Origin of the sequence: Hymenobacter sp. BT188 (assembly GCF_014333585.1) — a bacterium.
Classification (GTDB): Bacteria; Bacteroidota; Bacteroidia; order Cytophagales; family Hymenobacteraceae; genus Hymenobacter.
Map to the genome: position 1 here is coordinate 121,517 of NZ_JACSCW010000005.1, position 18,375 is coordinate 139,891.

The window sequence follows — 18,375 nt, forward strand, 5'->3', positions numbered from 1 at the left end:
GGGGCTTTTTAGGCTATCAGACCACATGAAGCGGCAGCCTAAGTATCAAACAATTAGCTTTTAGCAACAGATTAAAAGTGGGGTCGTAGAACGGAACACGCTATTTCACTTCGACGCTCCCACTTTATGTCCAGCCACGACCCTAGCCGCCGCAGTACCTCTAATAAAATTAACGCCGAACTAGATCGTGACGCAGCCGCACGGGTGCGGGCTTGTGCGCAAGCCGGACCGGCCGCTTTGGAAAAACGAATACAGGAGCTAGATCAAGAGTGGGACATCGACCGCACACTAATGGCGAATGCTTCCACGCTGTCGTTGCTAGGCTTTGCTGCCAGCCGTACCGTTGATCGGCGCTGGATTGCATTACCCGGGGTTGTCGCATCGTTTTTACTCTGGCACGCAATCCAGGGTTGGTGCCCGCCGCTACCCATTTTTCGCAAGCTAGGCTACCGAACCCGCCGGGAAATTGACGCGGAGAAATATGCACTTAAAGCCCTACGAGGAGATTTTAGTGGCGTAACTACCGATCAGCCGCAACAAGCCTGGAATGCCGCCAAACAGTAACACGTGGTGGACAAAATAACCGATTGCACTAGTCCACCTACCCCAACAACTCCTCAATATCCTCTTTCGTCAGGCTCTTAATAATGGTCTCGTCAGTTGAAATCAAGTCCGTAACGAGCTGGATTTTCTTATTTTGTAAAGCCAGAATCTTCTCTTCTACGGTGTTCTTCGAGATAAACTTGTAGGTAAACACCGTTCGCTGCTGGCCTATGCGGTGGGCGCGGTCAACAGCCTGTGCTTCCACGGCCGGATTCCACCACGGATCGAGGATAAATACGTAGTCAGCAGCGGTAAGATTGAGGCCTACTCCACCGGCTTTAAGCGAGATAAGAAAAACCCGCAAATCCTCGGTTTCCTGGAAACGAGCAACTTCCTTATGCCGATCACGCGTGTTGCCATCGAGGTAGGCGTACTCAATTTGCTTTTCATCGAGCGAAGCCCGCACAATATCGAGATGCTTCACAAACTGACTAAATACCAACACCTTGTGTCCCTCTGCTACCACGCTGCGAATCATGCGCACTACTTCACGCAGTTTGCCCGATTCCGCTTCGTAGGTTTCGTCAGCCATGCGCGGATGATTGGCAATTTGCCGCAGCTTTGTTAAGCCTTGAAGCAGCATAAACTGCGTGCTGGCCGTACCGTGCTCCTCAATATTGCGCAGAATCTTATTGCGGTAGAAGCTCTTAGTTTCTTCGTAGCACTGCGCCTGCTCATCCGTCATGGAGCAGTAGCTTATATGCTCTATCTTCTCAGGCAACTCTTTAGCTACCTGGGCTTTATGACGACGCAGAATAAAGGGTTTGATAAGCGCATGGAGCTTCCGGGTGCGAGTTTCGTCCTTGCCTTTTTCAATGGGCTTAAGAAATTCCTTGCGGAAAAATGCCTGCGAGCCCAGCAAACCGGGGTTGATAAATGACATCTGCGACCACAAATCCATCGTACTGTTCTCTACCGGCGTACCAGTCAGAATGAGGCGGTGGCGCGAGTGCAGCCCACGGACAGCCTGGGATGTAGTAGATGAAGGGTTTTTAATAGCCTGCGACTCATCCAGAATGACGTAGTCAAACTTGTAGGTTTTGAGTAGCTCCGCGTCGAGGCGCACGATACCATAGCTGGTCAGCACCACATCATAATCTGAGAACTGCTCTACGTTTTTGTCGCGGTAGGTGCCCGTGTAGATAAGAAGGCGCAAACTGGGCGCAAACTTAAAGGCTTCGCTCATCCAGTTGAAAACCAACGAGGTAGGCATCACAAGCAGCGAAGCCGAGCCAGAACTATCGCCGCTTTCTTTGCGCTGAAGCAGCAAAGCCAGGGTTTGAATGGTTTTGCCAAGGCCCATGTCATCGGCCAGGCAGCCACCGAAGCCATAGTCTTTCACGAAGTGCAGCCAATCGTAGCCAGCCTTCTGATAAGGTCGCAATTTGCCCTTGAACCCAGTCGGCATAGCCTGTTCTTCTACAGTTTCAAAGCCCCGCAGCTTCTCCAGCTTCCGCGACATGGTAACGGTGGCCAGGTTGCCATTTTGCAAGTCCGAGACCAAGGCCAGATGATGTTTGCGCAGCGTAAGCGTATTATCAGTTTCTTCCGAAAACGCGAACAGCTCCAGGTACTGTGAAAACCACTCTTCCGGAATGATGGCAATCTGGCCATTGGGCAGGCGGTACTCGTGGCGCCGCCCCAGAATATAGGAGCGCAGCTTTACAAAGGGAATTTCGAACTCTCCGAAGCGCACCGTGCCGTGCACATCAAACCAGTCGTTGGACTCAGTGATGCCTACTTCCACCGTAATGGCGCCGATGAAGTAGTCTTTGCCTGAAGTGGTGCTTTGCTGCACCGTGAAGCCAAGGCGCGACAGATCTTCGGCGTGGCTATGGAGCCAGCGAAAAGCAGTGGCTTTTTCAAGCACGGCCCGACCGTTGCGCACTTCCAGCGCACGGTCAGCAAGTTCCTTAATCATAGCCTCCTCGTGGTCGATGTTGCGAATGAGGCGATGAAAAATGTAGCTGTCGGCGGTTTTTTCCAGCTTTACGCTCACCCGCTTATCGAAGCTATTGGGCACGGTGTGGTCGCCGTAGCGGAAGGAAAGATCGAAGTGAATGTGGCCGGAAGAGACGGTAGTATTGGCGCTGGGGGGCAGATTTCCATTGCGAGCGCCAGCGCGTGATGCTTCCTCCGTTACGACCAACACGCCAGGCACATCAGAGAACGTAAGTTGGGGCCGGGCTACGTAGCGCTCCGAGCGAATATCAAAGCCGCGGGCGTGCACATCGAAGGACTCGACCAGCGGGGCCACGAAGCGTTGGAAGTAGCTGTCCTCTACCTGACGTGGAATAACGATAAACTTCTTATTCAGAAAGGGTTGCAGCTTCTTGCCATCCACATCATTGCGGAAGCTGTAGAGTACATCGCTAACCATCAGCCACGCGGGCTGCGCGCTTACGACTACGGCATTCTTAAACTGAAAATCCAGCTTTTGCCCCTTGTACTGGATAGTGGGGAAATAGTGGGTATTATCCTCGTTACGGCGGAAGTGGAAAAGCACTGACGCGGGCTCATCGGCCATACTTATTTCGCGCCAGGTGGGCTCACCGTCTTTGCCCATAATGAAGACACATTTGCCCCCCAGACGCGCCAGAATCTGCCCCATGCGCTCCTGCACGTAGCGGGCTATTTGCTCCTGTAAGCTTTTGTCTCCCTTTTCAGGGTCATAGATTTTGAAGAAGAAATCAGCGGGGGTCGTCTTTTTGGGCCAGAACTCTTTAATGACGCAATCCTGCTGAATCTGATCGGTGAGAGCAATTAGTTCGAAATCGATAGGGTCAAGGCCGGCAGCAAATTCGGGAGCATTTTTAACCGAAACTGTCTGATGCTGAAGGGTTAATTGTCCGCGCGGGTTGCGCTGCACTACGTAGGATTCAAATAAATACCCTAAGTATTCGTGTTCGAGCAGCGAATAAACAATTTGAAACGGCTGCGACGTAGAAACCTTCATAATCAGCGCCGGCAACGGCGTAGAAATCAATGACAAACATCAAATATTAACTTTTCTCGCGAAAAGCAAAGTATAATCTGTCACTAATTATGATGAGCACAGACTACAGTTCCGTCGGTTATAGTACTACGACGGGTTTATAGAATGCATACTCCGATATGGGCTCCGGCGTTACAGATTTTCGCGTACATCGAGGCGCGAGGCATTCAGCGCAGGTCGAATGGAGACCGAGATGGTAATTATAATAATGGCAATACTCGTCAGTACAATGTCGGAGGATTGCATTTTCACTGGGTAAGAATCGACAACGCTAGTAGCCATTCCCATGGATACCAGCCCGAAAGTTTGCTGAAGCCAGCAAATCGTCATGCCTAGCACAAGCCCGACAATGGCTCCAACAAAGGCTACAATAGCGCCTTCCAGCAAGAAAACATTACGCACAGTGCGGTTGGTAGCACCCATCGCCATCAGAATTGCAATGTCTTTGCGCTTATCGATGACAAGCATAGACAACGAGAAAAAGATATTGAGCGAGGCAATGAGCAGAATGAAGGCGAAGGTGATAAACACGAACATCTTCTCTACTTTGATGGCTTTGAGCAAGCTTACGTGCTGCTCATCGGAGTTCAGCACCTTAAACTTGGGTCCAATCAGGCGTTGAATATCGGCCTGGGTTTCCTCTACTGGGTGGTCTTCGGCCACGCGTACTTCCAGCGCCGTGCGCCGGTTGCCATACTGCAGCAGCTCCTCGGCAAAATCGAGCGGCACGAATACGTAACTATTGTCAATCTGCTGCTCAATCAGAAAAACGCCCCCCGCCAAAATAGACTGTTCGGAAAAGGCGTTTTCGGGGTTCATCGACAGCGTGCGCTTGCCCGTATTGCGCGGATACAACAGGCGCAGAGGCGAGAAGCGGTTGTCGAGGGCAATGCTTAGCTCGTGCTGCACCCCGGCCCCGATGAGAGCATACGCCTCGCCGCCGCGGCGCAGACGGTGGTCGCCCTCCACAATGGATGAATCGATATTGGTTTGAGCGAAATAATTACCGGTTACCCCTTTCATCTTCACCACCATCTGTCGGTCGTGGTACTGTAGCAGGGCATTGTCCTCAATTACTTCGGTCACCAGACTCACGCCGGGCGCGGTGCGCAGGCGGTTGAGCAGCGTGTTGTTTACCTCAAATGACTTTCCTTCCACCGCCGTGATCAGCAGATCGGGGTCAGATTTGCCGTAGAGCGTGCGTACCAGGTCTTCGAGCCCATTGAACACGGAAAGCACAATAATCAACGACATGGTACCCACCGCCACTCCAATCATGGAGATGTTGGAGATGATGCTGATGATGTTGCGCTTTTTCTTAGACGAAAAGTAACGCCGGGCTATGAGCAACGAAACGTTCATGCGGGGCGCAAACGGGGAATAAAAGCGGAGCTTATCACGGAGTTAACTGGCGCGACGCATGAAATCTTTGAGGTGGCACGGACGCTCCTCGTGGTTGTTAGATGAAGCTTCTCTCTCCATGCGCTCGTCAACTGACTCAAGCATCTGGTGAAAAGTAGCAAGGCAAGATACGCCGCTTCGCGGAAAGCTGATGCGCTGGGGGGCTATTTCCAGGCTTTTACGATTAGACCTGTCCCAGAATCATGTTTGGAGTTGGCGTCGATCCAGTTTAGAAGCAAGCAGAACGGAAACGTGATTAGATAATAGAATGGCAGCAGCACAAAGAACCACTTGGAAGCGCCCAGCATCAGAATGGGGTACTTCATGCTGAGGCGCCACGAAATCTGGCCGGGCTCGCCGTAGCTATACTGTGCCTCAATGCGGTCGAAGCCGGCGGTGCGCAGCTTCTGCTGAATCTCGTGGATGTTGTAGCCGTCGCGTACGTGCTCCTCGATAAAGCTGGTTTCGTCGTCGCCGTGTACGTCGGAGCCGCCTTGATCGGAGGGCGTGGAAATCAGCAACATACCACCGTCTTTGAGCGACGCATGAATGTTCGTAAACACCTCCACATCTTCCAGAATATGCTCCATCACATCCACCGACAACGCTAAGTCGAACGTATTCGGCTCCTGATACAGCACCAAGTCCTGCACGGCAAACTGCACGTTCCGGCGCCCGATTTGGCGAAAAAAGCGGTTTGAATCGGCAATCTGCTCATCTTTCACATCGACGGCCAGAATCTGCCATTTTTTGCTCAGCCCGGAAAGCCAGTAGGTATACTGACCATAGCCGGAGCCTGCATCGAGGATATTCAGAGCTTCATCGGTGCGGCCTTTGGACCACTGGCGCAGCTCGCGGTGCACGTGCCAGGTGCGCAGCAGCAGCAAATCAAGCAGATAATAGAAGAGGCGGCGCAGCCAGGGCGTGCGGTTAAACACCTCTCCCAGCGACTTTTTAATCGGATCGTAATACAAAGTTCTGTTACCTGTTGTGAATGGTAAATTGCCGTTCTATAGTATTCTGGGGGGCTTTTTTGATGAAGCGTACTGCTTCCCGCTTGCCTACCCAACATTACTCGTCTTCGTCGGCAAATAGCTTGGGGCGCTTGCCCTCGGTGGGCGTATCCGTTTCGTCGTCGGGCGCCGGCGCGGGCGGAATATGCAGGGTGTTGATTACCTCATCCATCCGGGCAGCGTACGATGCGCTGTCATCAAGAAAGAAATTCAACTCCGGTATAACACGTACTTGCTTGCGGATTCGCTTAGCTAAGGCTTGGCGAATGGCTTTGCTATTGTCACGGATATCGCGCAACACAGCCTCGCTGTCCTTCACCAACAGCAGGCTCAGATATACGCGGGCCACGCCCAAATCGGGGGATACGCGCACGGTGCTGATGCCGGGGGGCAAACCTGGGAACAGGTGAGGCAGGTCGCGTTGAAAGACGGCGGCCAGATCCTGTTGCAACAAGCTGGCGAATTTTTGCTGACGTTTACTTTCCATAATAGCCGACAAAGGTAAGATTTAGGCAATCAGTAGTTCACACTCCGTAAGCAGACTTCCAACCAGGGGGTGATAATCAAAGCCAACGGGCTCACATGGAGCCTTCCACGCGCTTTCGTTTTAGCTTTACGCAGCAAAACCTGATTAAGTATTGTGTTCAGCACTTTCGACTGGCCTTTTAACTAAACCTTTTGCACACACTTCTCCTTGCTGCGTTTTTTTAAAAGGCCGCTTTCTACCCGTTTGATCACGCTGCTAGTGCTGGTGCTGGCCATTAGGCTGCCGTTACTCTGGCTGGGCGTGCCGCTTACCGCTGCCGAGCTGCGGGCTTTGCTGATTGGGGAGCGGATGCACGCGGGCGCGCTTCTCTATCATGACCTCTACGATAGCACGGCACCTTTGTCGGCTGTTGTTTTTGCAGTTCTTGACTTAATTGCTAGTCGGCCGCTGTGGCTTTATCGCATCCTAGCGCTGGCGCTGCTTCTATTCCAGGCGTTGCGGCTCAACTTAGTGCTCAATCGCGCCGATGTTCACCCCGAACGGGGGTATGTAGCGGCCCTGACCTACTTGCTCGTAGCCAGCGTTACCGCCGAGCTCGATACACTTTCGCCGCTGCTGCTGGGTCACACATTTATTGTGACGGCGCTAAGCGCTTTATTGCCTACCACCCGCGAGGGCTACGACAACCGCCGCCTTTTTCGAGCTGGCTTTCTGACTGGACTGGCGGCCTTGTGCTATTTGCCGCTGGCGCTGTTTCTGCTGGTTGGGTTATTCGCCGTCATCATATTCGCGGCCAACTCCTTCCGCAGCTTTTTGTTGTTGCTATGCGGGTTTTTCTTTCCGTATATCGTTGTCGCTACTTTTTTCCTATACACAGAAAGCCTGCCTGGCTTCGTTCAATTTCATCTGCGGCCTACGCTGCAAGGCCTAGTTGCTGGCACGGATGGCCTACCCTTGTGGGTGCAGCTACGGCTGTTGATTCTGCCCGGAATTATTCTGCTGCTTGCGTTGGGGCGTGCCTTCACCACGTCGCTGGGGCTAGTATTTCAGGTAAAATTCCGGCAGCTGATGCTGGTTTGGCTACTGGCTTCGGGCCTGATGATGGCAGTCGGGGGCGGTGTAGCGCCCGGCACGCTGGTGCTGGCTTTGCCGCCTCTCACCTATTTTGGCCTCTTTCTCTGGCAAAAAGCCCCCCGCCCTTGGGTACCCGATGTGCTGTTGCTGATCGTGTTGGGAGGCATTCTGATAATCCGGTATCGAGCTACGCTGGGCATAGAAGAGTTAGTAAAGATTCCAGCTGAAAGCCGTTATGCGGTGCAGCCCCATCCCGCCTATACGGCCGTACAAGGGCAGCGCCTTCTAGTGCTCGGCCCCGACCGGCGCCCGTATGTGCAGAATAGTTTGGCCTCGCCTTACCTCGACTGGCGACTAGCGCAAGCTGATTTCGGCCACCTCAACGAGTATGCTGCCATCTTCCGGTTGTCGCAAAATTTTGCCCCCCAGCCGCCCACTTACCTCATTGATGAGGTAGGTTTGCTGCCAGAGCTGCGCTATAAGCTGCCCGCCATTTTTGGACGCTATCAGCCAACCAGCACGCCACGCGTGTACCGGCTCAAGTAGCTAGCAGTCAATCTTATTGACGCGCGTTTGGTGGCGACCACCTTCAAATTCGGTGTTAAGAAACTTGTCGGTGATTTCGCGGGCGGCCTCTTCACTTATAAAGCGGGCCGGCACACACAGAATATTGGCATCGTTGTGTTGACGGGCCAAGGAGGCTAGTTCAGGCTCCCAGGCAATGGCCGCTCGTATGCCTCGGTGCTTATTGGCGGTAATGCACACACCGTTGGCACTACCGCAAACTAGAATTCCCTGCTTGAACTCATCAGCCGTGATAGCGGAGGCTAACGGATGCACAAAATCAGGATAATCCACGGAGTCAGGCGAATGGGTACCAAAGTCCTGCACCTCGTGGCCGGCATCGCGCAACCACTTGGCTAGCATTTGCTTGTACTCAAATCCGGCGTGGTCAGAGCCAATGGCAATTTTCATCTCGGTGCTGTGCTACAGTTTGTGAATGATAGAGCTAAATAGAGTGCTTAGCTCTGGCCGTTGTTAGCCACCAAATCCGCGTTGAGCTTTTGCAGGCTATTGCGGCGTACGATGCGGGCAATATTGATACTTACCTCGTACAGCAGCAAAATCGGGATGGTAACGATGAGCTGGGACGATACATCGGGAGGCGTGATGATGGCAGACACGATGAGAATGACGACAATCGCATGCTTGCGGTACAGGCGCATGATTTCGGGCGTAATCAGACCGGCTTTTGCCAAGAAAAACACGATCATCGGCAGCTCAAATACAAAAGCGCAGGACAGCGACATTGTAGTAAGCGTGCTCAGATAACTCTGCAAGTCAATCTGATTCTCAATGCTGGGGTCAAGCTGATAAGACGCTAAGAAGTTGATGCTCAACGGCGCAGCAATATAGTAGCCAAACAACAAGCCCAGAATAAAGAGAATCGAGACGAAGAATACTGCGCCGCGCGAGTTCGCCTGCTCGTGTGGATATAAGCCCGGCTTCACAAAGCGCCATATTTCCCAGAAGGTATAAGGGAAACCCATCGCCAGACCCACAATAAATGAGCTACTGATGTGCATGGTCAGCTGCCCGCTCATCTGACGGTTCTGAATATCAAACGTAATAGGGTCCACGCAGAGGTCGGGGGCATGGATTAGCTTTCCAAACTCACAAAACATGCGGTACGTCCAGAAATCGGGACGTGAAGGGCCCAGAATCAGGTCGTGAAAGAGAAAGTCTTTTGCCAAAAAAGCCCCCAGCGTAAACACTAAGACCGCAATGGCGGCGCGAATGATATGCCAGCGCAGGGCCTCCAGATGATCGATGAAAGACATCTCCTGGGGCTCGCCCGGCCGGTTTTCGGCTTGGATGCTAGTTTGATCCACTGATACTTGAGTTAATAACATGAAGTAGGTAGCACCTGCGTAGTTAAGTGCCTGCGCCAGACGTACGAAGTTTTTGGCTGCCTAGGTCGCAGCCAGCCAAAAACGATGGTAGCGGGGGGCTTTTTTAACGCTTTTCCCGCATCCAGTTCGTATGTCCACGCTATATTTTTTGCCTAGGCAAACAGCGGAAAAGCCTGCATCCACTCATTTACCTGCCCGCGTACTCGACTAAGGTGTGCTTCGTCATCGTGGTGCATGAGCACATCGTCGATCAGTTCCACAATGCGCGTCATATCCGTTTCAACGAGGCCGCGCGTCGTAACGGCCGCTGAGCCGATACGCATACCTGAAGTCACGAAAGGCGACTTATCATCGAAGGGCACCATGTTTTTATTGATGGTGATATCAGCTTTGATAAGGGTGTTCTCGGCCAGCTTGCCGGTGAGGCCTTTGCTACGCAAGTCGATTAGCATCAAATGGTTATCTGTGCCGCCCGAAATAATTTGATAGCCGCGTTCCGTAAATGCTGTAGCCAAGGCATTAGCATTACGGATAACCTGACGTGTATAGTCGGCATACGTCTCGGTGAGGGCTTCACCGAAGGCAACTGCTTTAGCACCAATCACATGCTCTAATGGTCCGCCTTGCGTGCCGGGGAATACGCCGGAGTCGAGCAGCGCCGACATCATGCGCAGTTCTCCTTTCGGCGTTTTCAGGCCAAACGGATTCTCGAAGTCCTTACCCAGCAAAATAAGCCCCCCACGCGGTCCGCGCAGCGTTTTGTGGGTAGTAGTTGTCACAATGTGGCAATACTCAAACGGATTATTTAACAACCCTTTGGCAATCAGGCCACTGGGGTGCGAAATATCAGCTAGCAGCAAAGCGCCCACTTCATCAGCAGCTTCGCGCAGAGCTTTATAATCCCAATCACGGGAGTAGGCAGAGGCTCCGCAGATAATAAGCTTGGGCTGTTCGCGGCGGGCGGTTTCCTTTACCTTCTCCCAATCGATAAGACCTGTTTCGGGCTCCACGCCGTAAAAAGATGGCTTATATAGCTTACCCGAGAAATTGACGGGCGAGCCGTGCGTTAAATGCCCCCCGTGGCTTAGGTCAAAACCCAGAATTTTGTCGCCGGGATTAAGGATGGCGAGCATCACAGCAGCGTTAGCTTGGGCACCGGAGTGCGGCTGCACATTCACCCATTCTACGCCAAACAGCTCCTTTGCGCGGTCGATGGCCAGCTGCTCTACTTGGTCTACAATTTCGCAGCCGCCATAATAGCGCTTGCCGGGCAAGCCTTCGGCATATTTATTGGTGAGGATAGACCCTTGCGCCCGCATCACCTGCTCCGAGACGTAATTTTCAGAGGCAATGAGTTCAAGACCGTGGGTTTGGCGCTCTTTTTCCTTACGAATAAGGTCAAACAGCACGGTATCGGGGGCGAGAGTAGTTGTGGTCGTTTCCATAGCCTCAAAGGTAGGGGTGAATCATTTAGCAATAAATACACAGCTCGTGGCAATGTTCAGCAGCAGGTACCAGCAATTTACTAATAAGCTGCCGGCAAACTCGGGATACTTCTTCCGCATGTCGTTTGTTCCTCGTTACTTGCCATACGCTACGTGAGCATTTCTATGGTATCGCCCCTCGCCGAACTTCTGGCCCAGCTTCGTGTGGGCAATCAGAGATCTTTGATTACTTTCTACGAGCAGAACCGCGACCATTTTGCGCGCTGGGCGAAGTGGCATTATAAGCAGGAACCAGCTACCGCTCACGCCACGCTGCGGGCCGTATTGCTGGAGTTTTACGACCGCGCTACCGATGGCCGCTTGACCAAAATGCCTCCCGACCTGCGCGCTTTCATTTATGACATGGCCCGGGAGCGCCTCGATGATTCCTCCGTTCAGCGTTTGCCCCAGGCCGAAGCCAACCGACGTCAGCATCTGCTGCGGGCGTTTCACGCGCTGGGCGCCGATTGTCGGCAAGTACTTTCTTACTTTTATTTTCGGGGTTATAACTTCGAGAAAGTAGCCGGCAAAATGGGCTACCCTAATGCTGTAGTGGCTCGTATTCAGAAATCTACTTACCTGCGCAAGCTGTATGAAGTAGCGTTGCAAACCCCCGACGCTGACTGCCATACGCTACCCTCTACCGATACCTAGCCGGATGCTGGCCCCTTTCTTGTTTAGCGGCCTTCACGTCTCATTCCTCATGCTTCTTTAGCTTCCCGCGCTGCCTTGGTTCAAAGTTCCACCTCTTCTATGACGTCGTCCTTCGACTTACGCCCGTATTTGGAAGATATGGAGCGCTTCGCTGACGGTCAGCTATCAGCGGCCGAGCAGGAAGCCTTTGAGGAGCGCATGCTCGAAGACCCTGAATTGCTGAAGGCGCACCAGGCTTACGAGCAGTTAACGGCCGATCTGCGCTGGGCGGCTGGCCATGAGATATTGCAGGAACAACTTCAGGCGCTGGACCAAAGCTTAGACCAACGTCAACAAGCCCTGACCCGAGTACAGCGCAGCCCGGCCACCATTCGGCGGCGGACCCGTCGGCGTTGGCTGCTAGCCATTATGGGCGTGATTCTGGTCGGCATCGGTACGTGGTTGATGCTGCGTCCTAGCGAATCGGACGCGCCTGCTGCCTGGAGCCGCTATTATCAGCCAGATATGGGCTTATCGGAAGATGACCCGAGCATTGCCCGCAGGCCTTTATTAGCCGAGGCCATGCACCAATACCAAGCGGGCCGATACCCCGACGCGCTCCGGATTTTGCAGCGCCTCTCCCCCGATCAGGTGGGGCAGGATACACTGCTCTACTACAATGGCATTTTTCTGCTTCAGCAAGACCGGCCAACTGCCGCGCGCTCTTACCTGCGCCGCGTAAGTCAGCAGTCAAACTCTCCGCTGGCTGGTAAGGCGCTTTATCACCTGGGGATGGTGCATTGGCGTAGTAAGCACCCGGTAGAGGCTCGTGCTATTTTGCGGCAGGTAGCCGACGACCCCAACAATCCGTACCGGGAAGATGCCCAGCTCGTGCTGCACGACAACGTACTCCAAGACCAATAAAAAAGCCCCCCAGTCAAGACGCTGGGGGGCTTTTTTATGAGCAGGTAAGTCTTTCAACAACTCCTTTCCCAAATCTTGATGTGCTCAGCGGCGAGCTATCGGATACGGTTCTTCCTGATTAGGATAAAGCTGAAGTTGAAACGAATCTAGGTCCAGCACGGCTAAGTGAGCCAGCTCCGGATTGTGGCGGTAAACGCAGCCCGTATCGAGGCCAATTGCTCCTTGGCGAGCATCTACTTGCCGCTGAACTTCGGCCGTGGGCGTAGGAACGTGGCCATGCAACAAGCGCCGCCCTTGTAGCCGCGACGCATCAAAAACGAACTGCTTGATATTAAGCATCGTGTTCCAATCCTGGCGCATTTGCTGGGGGGGCAAACGAAAATCAAAGCCAGCGTGAACGAGCGTAAAGCCCTGAATATCCAGTTGGTAGGGCAACGCATCGAGCCAGCGCAGGTAAGATTCAGGGATGTGAGCCGCCTCTTTCACTCCAAAGCTTTGTAGCGTCAACGCCCGGTCATCGGCCGAGGCCCAGGTAACAGAGTCCCGGCCGTGAGCGGCATCAAGCAGATCCTGATCATGGTTGCCTCGCAGGCAACACACTTGAAAACCAGCTTTTTGTAGCTGCATTAAGTAATCGAGCACGCCACGACTGTCAGGGCCTTTGTTTACATAGTCGCCCAGCACGTACAGCTCATCCGTGGCGCGCAGCCGCAACTTCGTTTCTACCGCGTGGCGGAAGGTGTGCAGGCAGCCGTGCAAATCGGTGGTAGCGTAGCGAGCCATTAGCGTTTAGAGTGTTAGGGCGTTAATCGACAGTAATATCTTTACACAAAAGCCTACGGAATTTTTCATGCAAAAGACGCTGGGGGGCTTTTTTGGGTAGATAGACCAGTAGCTGATAAATCAAAGAGCACTTCCCCCAACGGAAGAAGTGCTCTTTATATGAACAAGACAATTACCTGGGCTTCAATTAGCTATAAGCTGGCTTATCTATGCTTGGCTTGTCGTAGTTGCGGTTCGGGTTGTTGGTCATGTGGGGCGGAATATCGGCCTCACCGTCGTTGGTGTACTCATCGGCCAAGCGTTCCGTCAACTCGTCTTCGTTGATCGGTGCGCTGTTTGGGTCGCCTTTGGCTTTGCCTCCGGTAGCCGGATTGCCTTTGTTTTCCTTGGACTGCTGGTTGGTATTATTGCTTTTGTACGGCATGATTTCAACAGGTTAAAGTGGTGAAATACTGGAACTACAAGCGTTATTCGCCCCGCAAAATGCCTGATTCCTGGGCGTTGGGGTCGTTAAGGTCAGCGTTGGTTTCGGGCGTAGCTTCGCCGGGGGCACTGTCGCGCACAGTCGATACGTCGTGGTCGCTGGCAGTCAGCGTAGCCCGGATGCCATCGACATCGCTCTCGCCGGCACCGTGCAGAGTACGTTGCGCCTTTGTAGCGTTAGCTTCGGAAGGATTGGGGCGTTTCCTTGGTTCGGCGTCATCGTCGTCGAGCATATCAGGGTCGGGAATGTCCTGATCAGCAATTTCATTAGCGCCTTCTCCCACGGTCAACATATTATCGGCGGGATGGCCTACTTTATCCGCATCTTCGTTCACGGAAATCGACGTATTGCCGCTGCCGCTATCCGTACCAAAACCTTCTTTACCGTCTCGGTTACCAAAACCGCCGCGGGCAGCTTCGTTTTTGGGTGGATCGGCGTCGGGAATGATATGTCCAGCAGCTAACTCCTGATCGGTAGTGTCGTCGTTGATGACGCGGACGGGACGATTATTAGGATCAATAGCCATAGAAAGCGTCGTTTAAAGTCGTGGGTGGATTACCTTGAAGTGTACTCTGGTTTGCGAAATTTGGTTTAAGTTGAATAGAAAGAGCGTGGCTTACCACAAGTAAAAAGCGTTCGTGCCGAGCGCTTTATTGTCTAATTCCTCAACTAAAAAAGCCCCCATGTGGACCGAACACGATAACGCTCTCTCCCACAGCTTCCGCTTCTCCGATTTCAAAACGGCTTTTGCTTTTATGACAGCCGTGGCCGCCGAAGCAGAGCGCCAGAATCATCATCCGTGGTGGTCCAATGTGTACGACACCGTCGAGTTTCGCCTCTACACTCACGATGCGGGCAACACCGTTACCAAACGCGACCACCGACTGGCCGAAGCCATCGACCGGCTGGCCGCCGAGCACGGCGCTAGCTGAGGGGCTACTTGCTGCGTTTTTGCTTTCCTGTTTAGCACCTCCTCGCATCAGCCTACCTTTGTGCCACTATGCCCGACGAATCCCCTAAGACCACTGTTCTATACCTCGTGCCCACCCCCATCGGCAACCTGGAGGATATCACCCTGCGGGCTATTCGCATCTTGGGCGAGGTAGACACTGTGCTGGCTGAAGATACCCGTAACAGCGGCCGCCTCATGCAGCATTTGGGTTTGAAAAAACCGCTGCTCAGCTATCATTTGCACAATGAGCACCAAACCGTGGCCCGCCTCATTGAGCGCCTGGAAAAAGGCGAACGCATGGCGCTGGTGTCGGATGCCGGCACACCGGGCATCTCCGACCCGGGCTTTTTGCTGGTGCGCGAGTGTCTGAGCCGGGGCCTGAAAGTAGAATGCTTGCCGGGGGCTACTGCCTTTGTGCCAGCATTGCTTAAGTCGGGGTTTGGGGCCGAACGGTTTGTGTTTGAAGGGTTTTTGCCCGTGAAGAAAGGCCGCCAAACCCGCCTGCGGGAACTGGCCACCGAAACCCGCACGTTGATATTTTACGAATCGCCGCATCGTATTGTGAAGACGCTGGAGCAGTTGGCCGAGGTATTTGGCCCCGAGCGACAGGCGTCGGTGAGCCGGGAATTAACTAAGTTATTTGAGGAAACCGTAAATGGCACGCTGCCCGCGCTGGCAGCCAACTTTGCGGGCCGTTCATCCATTAAAGGAGAAATCGTTGTTGTCGTTCAAGGAAGTAAAGACTAGTCCAGCCGTTGCCACGGCCCCGCGCCCTAGATCAGGGTGGGCTTATTGGCAACCCTCGCTGTTGGCGCTACTCAGCGCTGGGCTTTTGTGGGCCGGCTGGCCCGTACACCCCGCCAGCATGTCGCTGCTGCTGCTCGTAGGCTGGGTGCCGTATCTGCGGATGGAACAGCTGCTTACGCGGCGCGGCGCCAGCGGCTGGAAGGTGTTTCGCTACACTTATCTGACGTTGGTGCTCTGGAATGCCTTTACCACCTGGTGGGTGAGCTATAGCACCTTGGGCGGCGGCATCGCGGCCGTGGTGCTGAATGCATTGCTGATGTGTCTGCCTACCATGGCTTTTTACCACACCAAAAAACTGGCGGGGCCCACGCTAGGCTATCTTTCGCTGCCTGTTTATTGGATTGCCTTTGAGCAGTTGCACCTGCATTGGGACCTCACCTGGCCCTGGCTCACCCTCGGCAACGGCTTTGCGCAAGCCAACAGTTGGGTGCAATGGTATGAATACACCGGCTTTTTGGGCGGCTCCGTCTGGATTTGGGTGGTGAATATTCTGGCCTTTATGTCCCTGCAAAAATATGCGGTAGCCAGTAGGCCCGGTGCCCCAGAATTAAGCCGCGTGCAGGTGCAGCGCCTGATTATGATTCCGTTGTTAGCTGCCTTGCTGCCCATCGGGCTTTCCAAGCTTATCGGCTACAACTATCAGGAAAAAGGCCCCCCAGTCGAGGTTCTGGTTATTCAGCCGAACATAGACCCCTATCAGGAGAAGTTTCAGGGGGCGGAAAACTTCATTCCCTTTGAGGCGCAGGTTACCCGGTTGATTAGCCTGACTACTGAAAACCTAACGCCCAAAACGCGTCTTGTGCTCTGGCCCGAAACCTCACTGGACCAGGCGCAGTGGGAAAATCAGTTTGATGCGAACCCTAGCACCCAGCGCGTACGGGCCATGTTGGCCCAACATCCTAATCTGGAGCTTATCACGGGCATTACCAGTTTGGTGGCGTATCCGAGCAAGGAAACGGCTTCCGTCACGGCCCGCTTCCGCGATGATACGGGCTTCTACGATGTGTTTAATACGGCCGCTTTTCTGCCAACTGCGAGCACTCCAGCTACTTTTTACCACAAATCTAGGTTAGTGCCAGGCGTAGAAAAGGTGCCACCACTCCTCACCAAAATCATTGCCAATATTGACTTAGGCGGCACGGTGGGTAGCTATGGCAGCCAAGAGGAGCGCACTGTATTCCGCTCTCCTGCCGACTCCGCGCTGCGGGTGGGCCCACTCATATGCTACGAATCGGTGTACGGCGACTTTGTGGCGGAATATGTAAAGAATGGGGCGACGCTGCTGGGCATCATTACAAATGACGGCTGGTGGAGCGACTCGCCCGGCCACGAGCAGCACCTGCAATATGCCACCCTGCGCGCCATCGAAACCCGGCGGGCGATTGCACGGTCGGCCAATACGGGCATTTCGGCTTTTATAAATCAGAAGGGCGAAATCACGACTCAGACAGATTGGTGGGTGCCCGCCGCCAGCCGGGCCACCGTTCAACTCAACTCAGAGCTAACGTTTTACGTGCGCCACGGCGAGCTGATTGGCCCGATGATGCAAGTGCTGGCAGGATTACTGCTGGGCTTTACATTGATGCGCCGGTTTACTGGTGTTAAAAAAACTCAATTGTCCTCTTGAGAAACGCAGGACCTTCCCACGCGTGAACGACGAACAAAACATCGTCTTGTTTTGGCGTGGGAAGGTCCTGTATTCCTCTGATGACGAAAAATATAACTTATGGATTTCAACTCACTAAGCCTGCAGGTAGCTGACATAGCGCGCCGGGCCGGGCAGTTTATTCGCCAGGAGGCAGCCAGCTTCGACCTAGCTACAGTAGAGCATAAAGGCTTGCATGATATGGTTTCGTACGTCGATCAGCAAAGCGAAAAGCAGCTGGTGGAAGAACTCCATGCGCTCCTGCCTGAAGCTGGTTTTATTACGGAAGAAGGTACCGAAGCCAAGGCAAGAACCGAAGAGTATAACTGGATCATCGACCCGCTTGATGGGACTACCAACTTTATACACGGACAGCCTGCGTACTGCGTGAGCGTGGCACTGATGCACCGCAATGAGCTGGTGGTGGGCGTGGTGTATGAAATCAACCAGGATGAGTGCTTCCGGGCAGCGCTGGGCGGCGGTGCTTTCTGCAACGAAAAGCCGATTCATGTATCGGCAGCGGCCAATTTGCACGAGTCGCTGCTGGCCACGGGCTTCCCTTATTACAAGTTCGATAGGCTCGATGCGTACCTGAAAATTATGGGCGCCTTTATGCAGTCGACGCACGGTATCCGCCGCGTAGGCTCAGCGGCGCTGGATCTGGCCTATGTTGCTGCCGGGCGCTTTGATGGCTATTTTGAGTTCAACATCAACTCCTACGACGTAGCGGCTGGTGTGCTGCTGGTGCGCGAGGCTGGTGGCCATGTCACTCAGTTTCTTACTAATGGCGACCCCATTTTTGGTCGAGAAGTGTTAGCTACCAATGGCCAGATACACCGCCAGATGCAGCAAACGATTGGCGATTATTGGAAGTAGTCGGGCCAGGGGCCAAACTTTTTTCCGGATTGCGTAGTTTTGTGGGCACTATGCTGTTCCAATATTTCCTCATCGTCGTTTTGTTTCTGGCGGCCACTATCTATGTGGGCCGGATATTCTGGGGGGCATTTTTCTCCCCAAGCACCACGGGCTGCGCCAAGGGCTGCGGCGGGGCCTGCGGCACCATTGATGTCGACCGGCTGCAGCGCACCATTGAAGCGGCAGCGCAAAAAGCCGGGCCGGCTTTAAATAAATAACATTCACTATTGTCGATTCAGACAACCTCGCCCCGTGCCGACTG

The 18,375-nt window shown here is 53.6% G+C and carries 19 protein-coding genes; 9 read left to right on the forward strand and 10 right to left on the reverse strand.

Annotated elements, in window-relative coordinates; all coding sequences use genetic code 11:
* Positions 1-126: 126 nt before the first annotated feature.
* Positions 127-564, forward strand: a complete 438-nt coding sequence (locus H8B13_RS15325) for a hypothetical protein (protein WP_187311701.1) — start codon at positions 127-129, stop codon at positions 562-564.
* A gap of 37 nt (positions 565-601) precedes the next feature.
* On the opposite strand, the gene H8B13_RS15330 is transcribed toward H8B13_RS15325, so the two are convergent.
* From H8B13_RS15330 to rbfA, 4 genes are all read right to left on the reverse strand, one after another.
* Positions 602-3,559, reverse strand: coding sequence for a DEAD/DEAH box helicase (locus H8B13_RS15330; RefSeq protein WP_187311970.1), 2,958 nt, complete (start codon positions 3,557-3,559; stop codon positions 602-604).
* 171 nt (positions 3,560-3,730) lie between these two features.
* Complete coding sequence (locus H8B13_RS15335; RefSeq protein WP_187311702.1) at positions 3,731-4,960, reverse strand: FtsX-like permease family protein; 1,230 nt, start codon at positions 4,958-4,960, stop codon at positions 3,731-3,733.
* 203 nt (positions 4,961-5,163) lie between these two features.
* Entirely contained in the window at positions 5,164-5,973 is an 810-nt protein-coding gene (locus H8B13_RS15340) for a class I SAM-dependent methyltransferase (RefSeq protein WP_133274498.1), read from the reverse strand.
* Between the two features lie 97 nt (positions 5,974-6,070).
* Positions 6,071-6,499: a 30S ribosome-binding factor RbfA gene (gene rbfA, locus H8B13_RS15345; protein ID WP_187311703.1), complete on the reverse strand. Its 429-nt coding sequence runs from the start codon at positions 6,497-6,499 to the stop codon at positions 6,071-6,073.
* A 243-nt stretch (positions 6,500-6,742) separates the two neighbouring features.
* Between rbfA and H8B13_RS15350 the strand changes: the two genes are divergently transcribed.
* Positions 6,743-8,119, forward strand: coding sequence for a hypothetical protein (locus H8B13_RS15350; protein WP_187311704.1), 1,377 nt, complete (start codon positions 6,743-6,745; stop codon positions 8,117-8,119).
* Here the strand turns inward: H8B13_RS15350 and rpiB are convergent, their stop codons facing one another.
* The 3 genes from rpiB to glyA all read right to left on the reverse strand — a co-directional run bounded on the left by rpiB (position 8,120) and on the right by glyA (position 10,931).
* Positions 8,120-8,548 (reverse strand): ribose 5-phosphate isomerase B, encoded by a 429-nt coding sequence (gene rpiB / locus H8B13_RS15355; protein WP_187311705.1) that lies wholly within the window; start codon positions 8,546-8,548, stop codon positions 8,120-8,122.
* 47 nt (positions 8,549-8,595) lie between these two features.
* Positions 8,596-9,486 (reverse strand): twin-arginine translocase subunit TatC, encoded by an 891-nt coding sequence (gene tatC / locus H8B13_RS15360; RefSeq protein WP_261990406.1) that lies wholly within the window; start codon positions 9,484-9,486, stop codon positions 8,596-8,598.
* A 152-nt stretch (positions 9,487-9,638) separates the two neighbouring features.
* The gene (gene glyA / locus H8B13_RS15365) at positions 9,639-10,931 is read right to left on the reverse strand and encodes a serine hydroxymethyltransferase (RefSeq protein ID WP_187311706.1); all 1,293 of its coding nucleotides are present in this window, start codon (positions 10,929-10,931) and stop codon (positions 9,639-9,641) included.
* Between the two features lie 153 nt (positions 10,932-11,084).
* Between glyA and H8B13_RS15370 the strand changes: the two genes are divergently transcribed.
* Both H8B13_RS15370 and H8B13_RS15375 read left to right on the forward strand, forming a co-directional pair.
* Positions 11,085-11,624, forward strand: a complete 540-nt coding sequence (locus H8B13_RS15370; protein WP_187311707.1) for a hypothetical protein — start codon at positions 11,085-11,087, stop codon at positions 11,622-11,624.
* 99 nt (positions 11,625-11,723) lie between these two features.
* Positions 11,724-12,527 carry a tetratricopeptide repeat protein gene (locus H8B13_RS15375; RefSeq protein WP_187311708.1) on the forward strand — a complete coding sequence of 268 codons (804 nt, stop codon included), beginning with the start codon at positions 11,724-11,726 and terminating at the stop codon, positions 12,525-12,527.
* Between the two features lie 84 nt (positions 12,528-12,611).
* Here the strand turns inward: H8B13_RS15375 and H8B13_RS15380 are convergent, their stop codons facing one another.
* The 3 genes from H8B13_RS15380 to H8B13_RS15390 form a co-directional block, all read right to left on the reverse strand.
* Positions 12,612-13,310, reverse strand: coding sequence for a metallophosphoesterase family protein (locus tag H8B13_RS15380; protein WP_187311709.1), 699 nt, complete (start codon positions 13,308-13,310; stop codon positions 12,612-12,614).
* A 187-nt stretch (positions 13,311-13,497) separates the two neighbouring features.
* Positions 13,498-13,734 carry a hypothetical protein gene (locus tag H8B13_RS15385; protein WP_187311710.1) on the reverse strand — a complete coding sequence of 79 codons (237 nt, stop codon included), beginning with the start codon at positions 13,732-13,734 and terminating at the stop codon, positions 13,498-13,500.
* A gap of 43 nt (positions 13,735-13,777) precedes the next feature.
* On the reverse strand, positions 13,778-14,320 hold the full coding sequence (locus tag H8B13_RS15390; RefSeq protein WP_187311711.1) for a hypothetical protein: 543 nt from the start codon (positions 14,318-14,320) through the stop codon (positions 13,778-13,780).
* A gap of 157 nt (positions 14,321-14,477) precedes the next feature.
* Between H8B13_RS15390 and H8B13_RS15395 the strand changes: the two genes are divergently transcribed.
* The 5 genes from H8B13_RS15395 to H8B13_RS15415 all read left to right on the forward strand — a co-directional run bounded on the left by H8B13_RS15395 (position 14,478) and on the right by H8B13_RS15415 (position 18,331).
* The gene (locus H8B13_RS15395) at positions 14,478-14,726 is read left to right on the forward strand and encodes a 4a-hydroxytetrahydrobiopterin dehydratase (RefSeq protein ID WP_187311712.1); all 249 of its coding nucleotides are present in this window, start codon (positions 14,478-14,480) and stop codon (positions 14,724-14,726) included.
* A gap of 68 nt (positions 14,727-14,794) precedes the next feature.
* On the forward strand, positions 14,795-15,493 hold the full coding sequence (gene rsmI / locus H8B13_RS15400) for a 16S rRNA (cytidine(1402)-2'-O)-methyltransferase (RefSeq protein ID WP_187311713.1): 699 nt from the start codon (positions 14,795-14,797) through the stop codon (positions 15,491-15,493).
* A 118-nt stretch (positions 15,494-15,611) separates the two neighbouring features.
* On the forward strand, positions 15,612-17,180 hold the full coding sequence (gene lnt, locus H8B13_RS15405) for an apolipoprotein N-acyltransferase (protein ID WP_410054436.1): 1,569 nt from the start codon (positions 15,612-15,614) through the stop codon (positions 17,178-17,180).
* 99 nt (positions 17,181-17,279) lie between these two features.
* The gene (locus H8B13_RS15410) at positions 17,280-18,074 is read left to right on the forward strand and encodes an inositol monophosphatase family protein (protein ID WP_187311715.1); all 795 of its coding nucleotides are present in this window, start codon (positions 17,280-17,282) and stop codon (positions 18,072-18,074) included.
* A gap of 50 nt (positions 18,075-18,124) precedes the next feature.
* Positions 18,125-18,331 (forward strand): FeoB-associated Cys-rich membrane protein, encoded by a 207-nt coding sequence (locus tag H8B13_RS15415; protein ID WP_187311716.1) that lies wholly within the window; start codon positions 18,125-18,127, stop codon positions 18,329-18,331.
* The last annotated feature ends 44 nt before the right edge of the window (positions 18,332-18,375 follow it).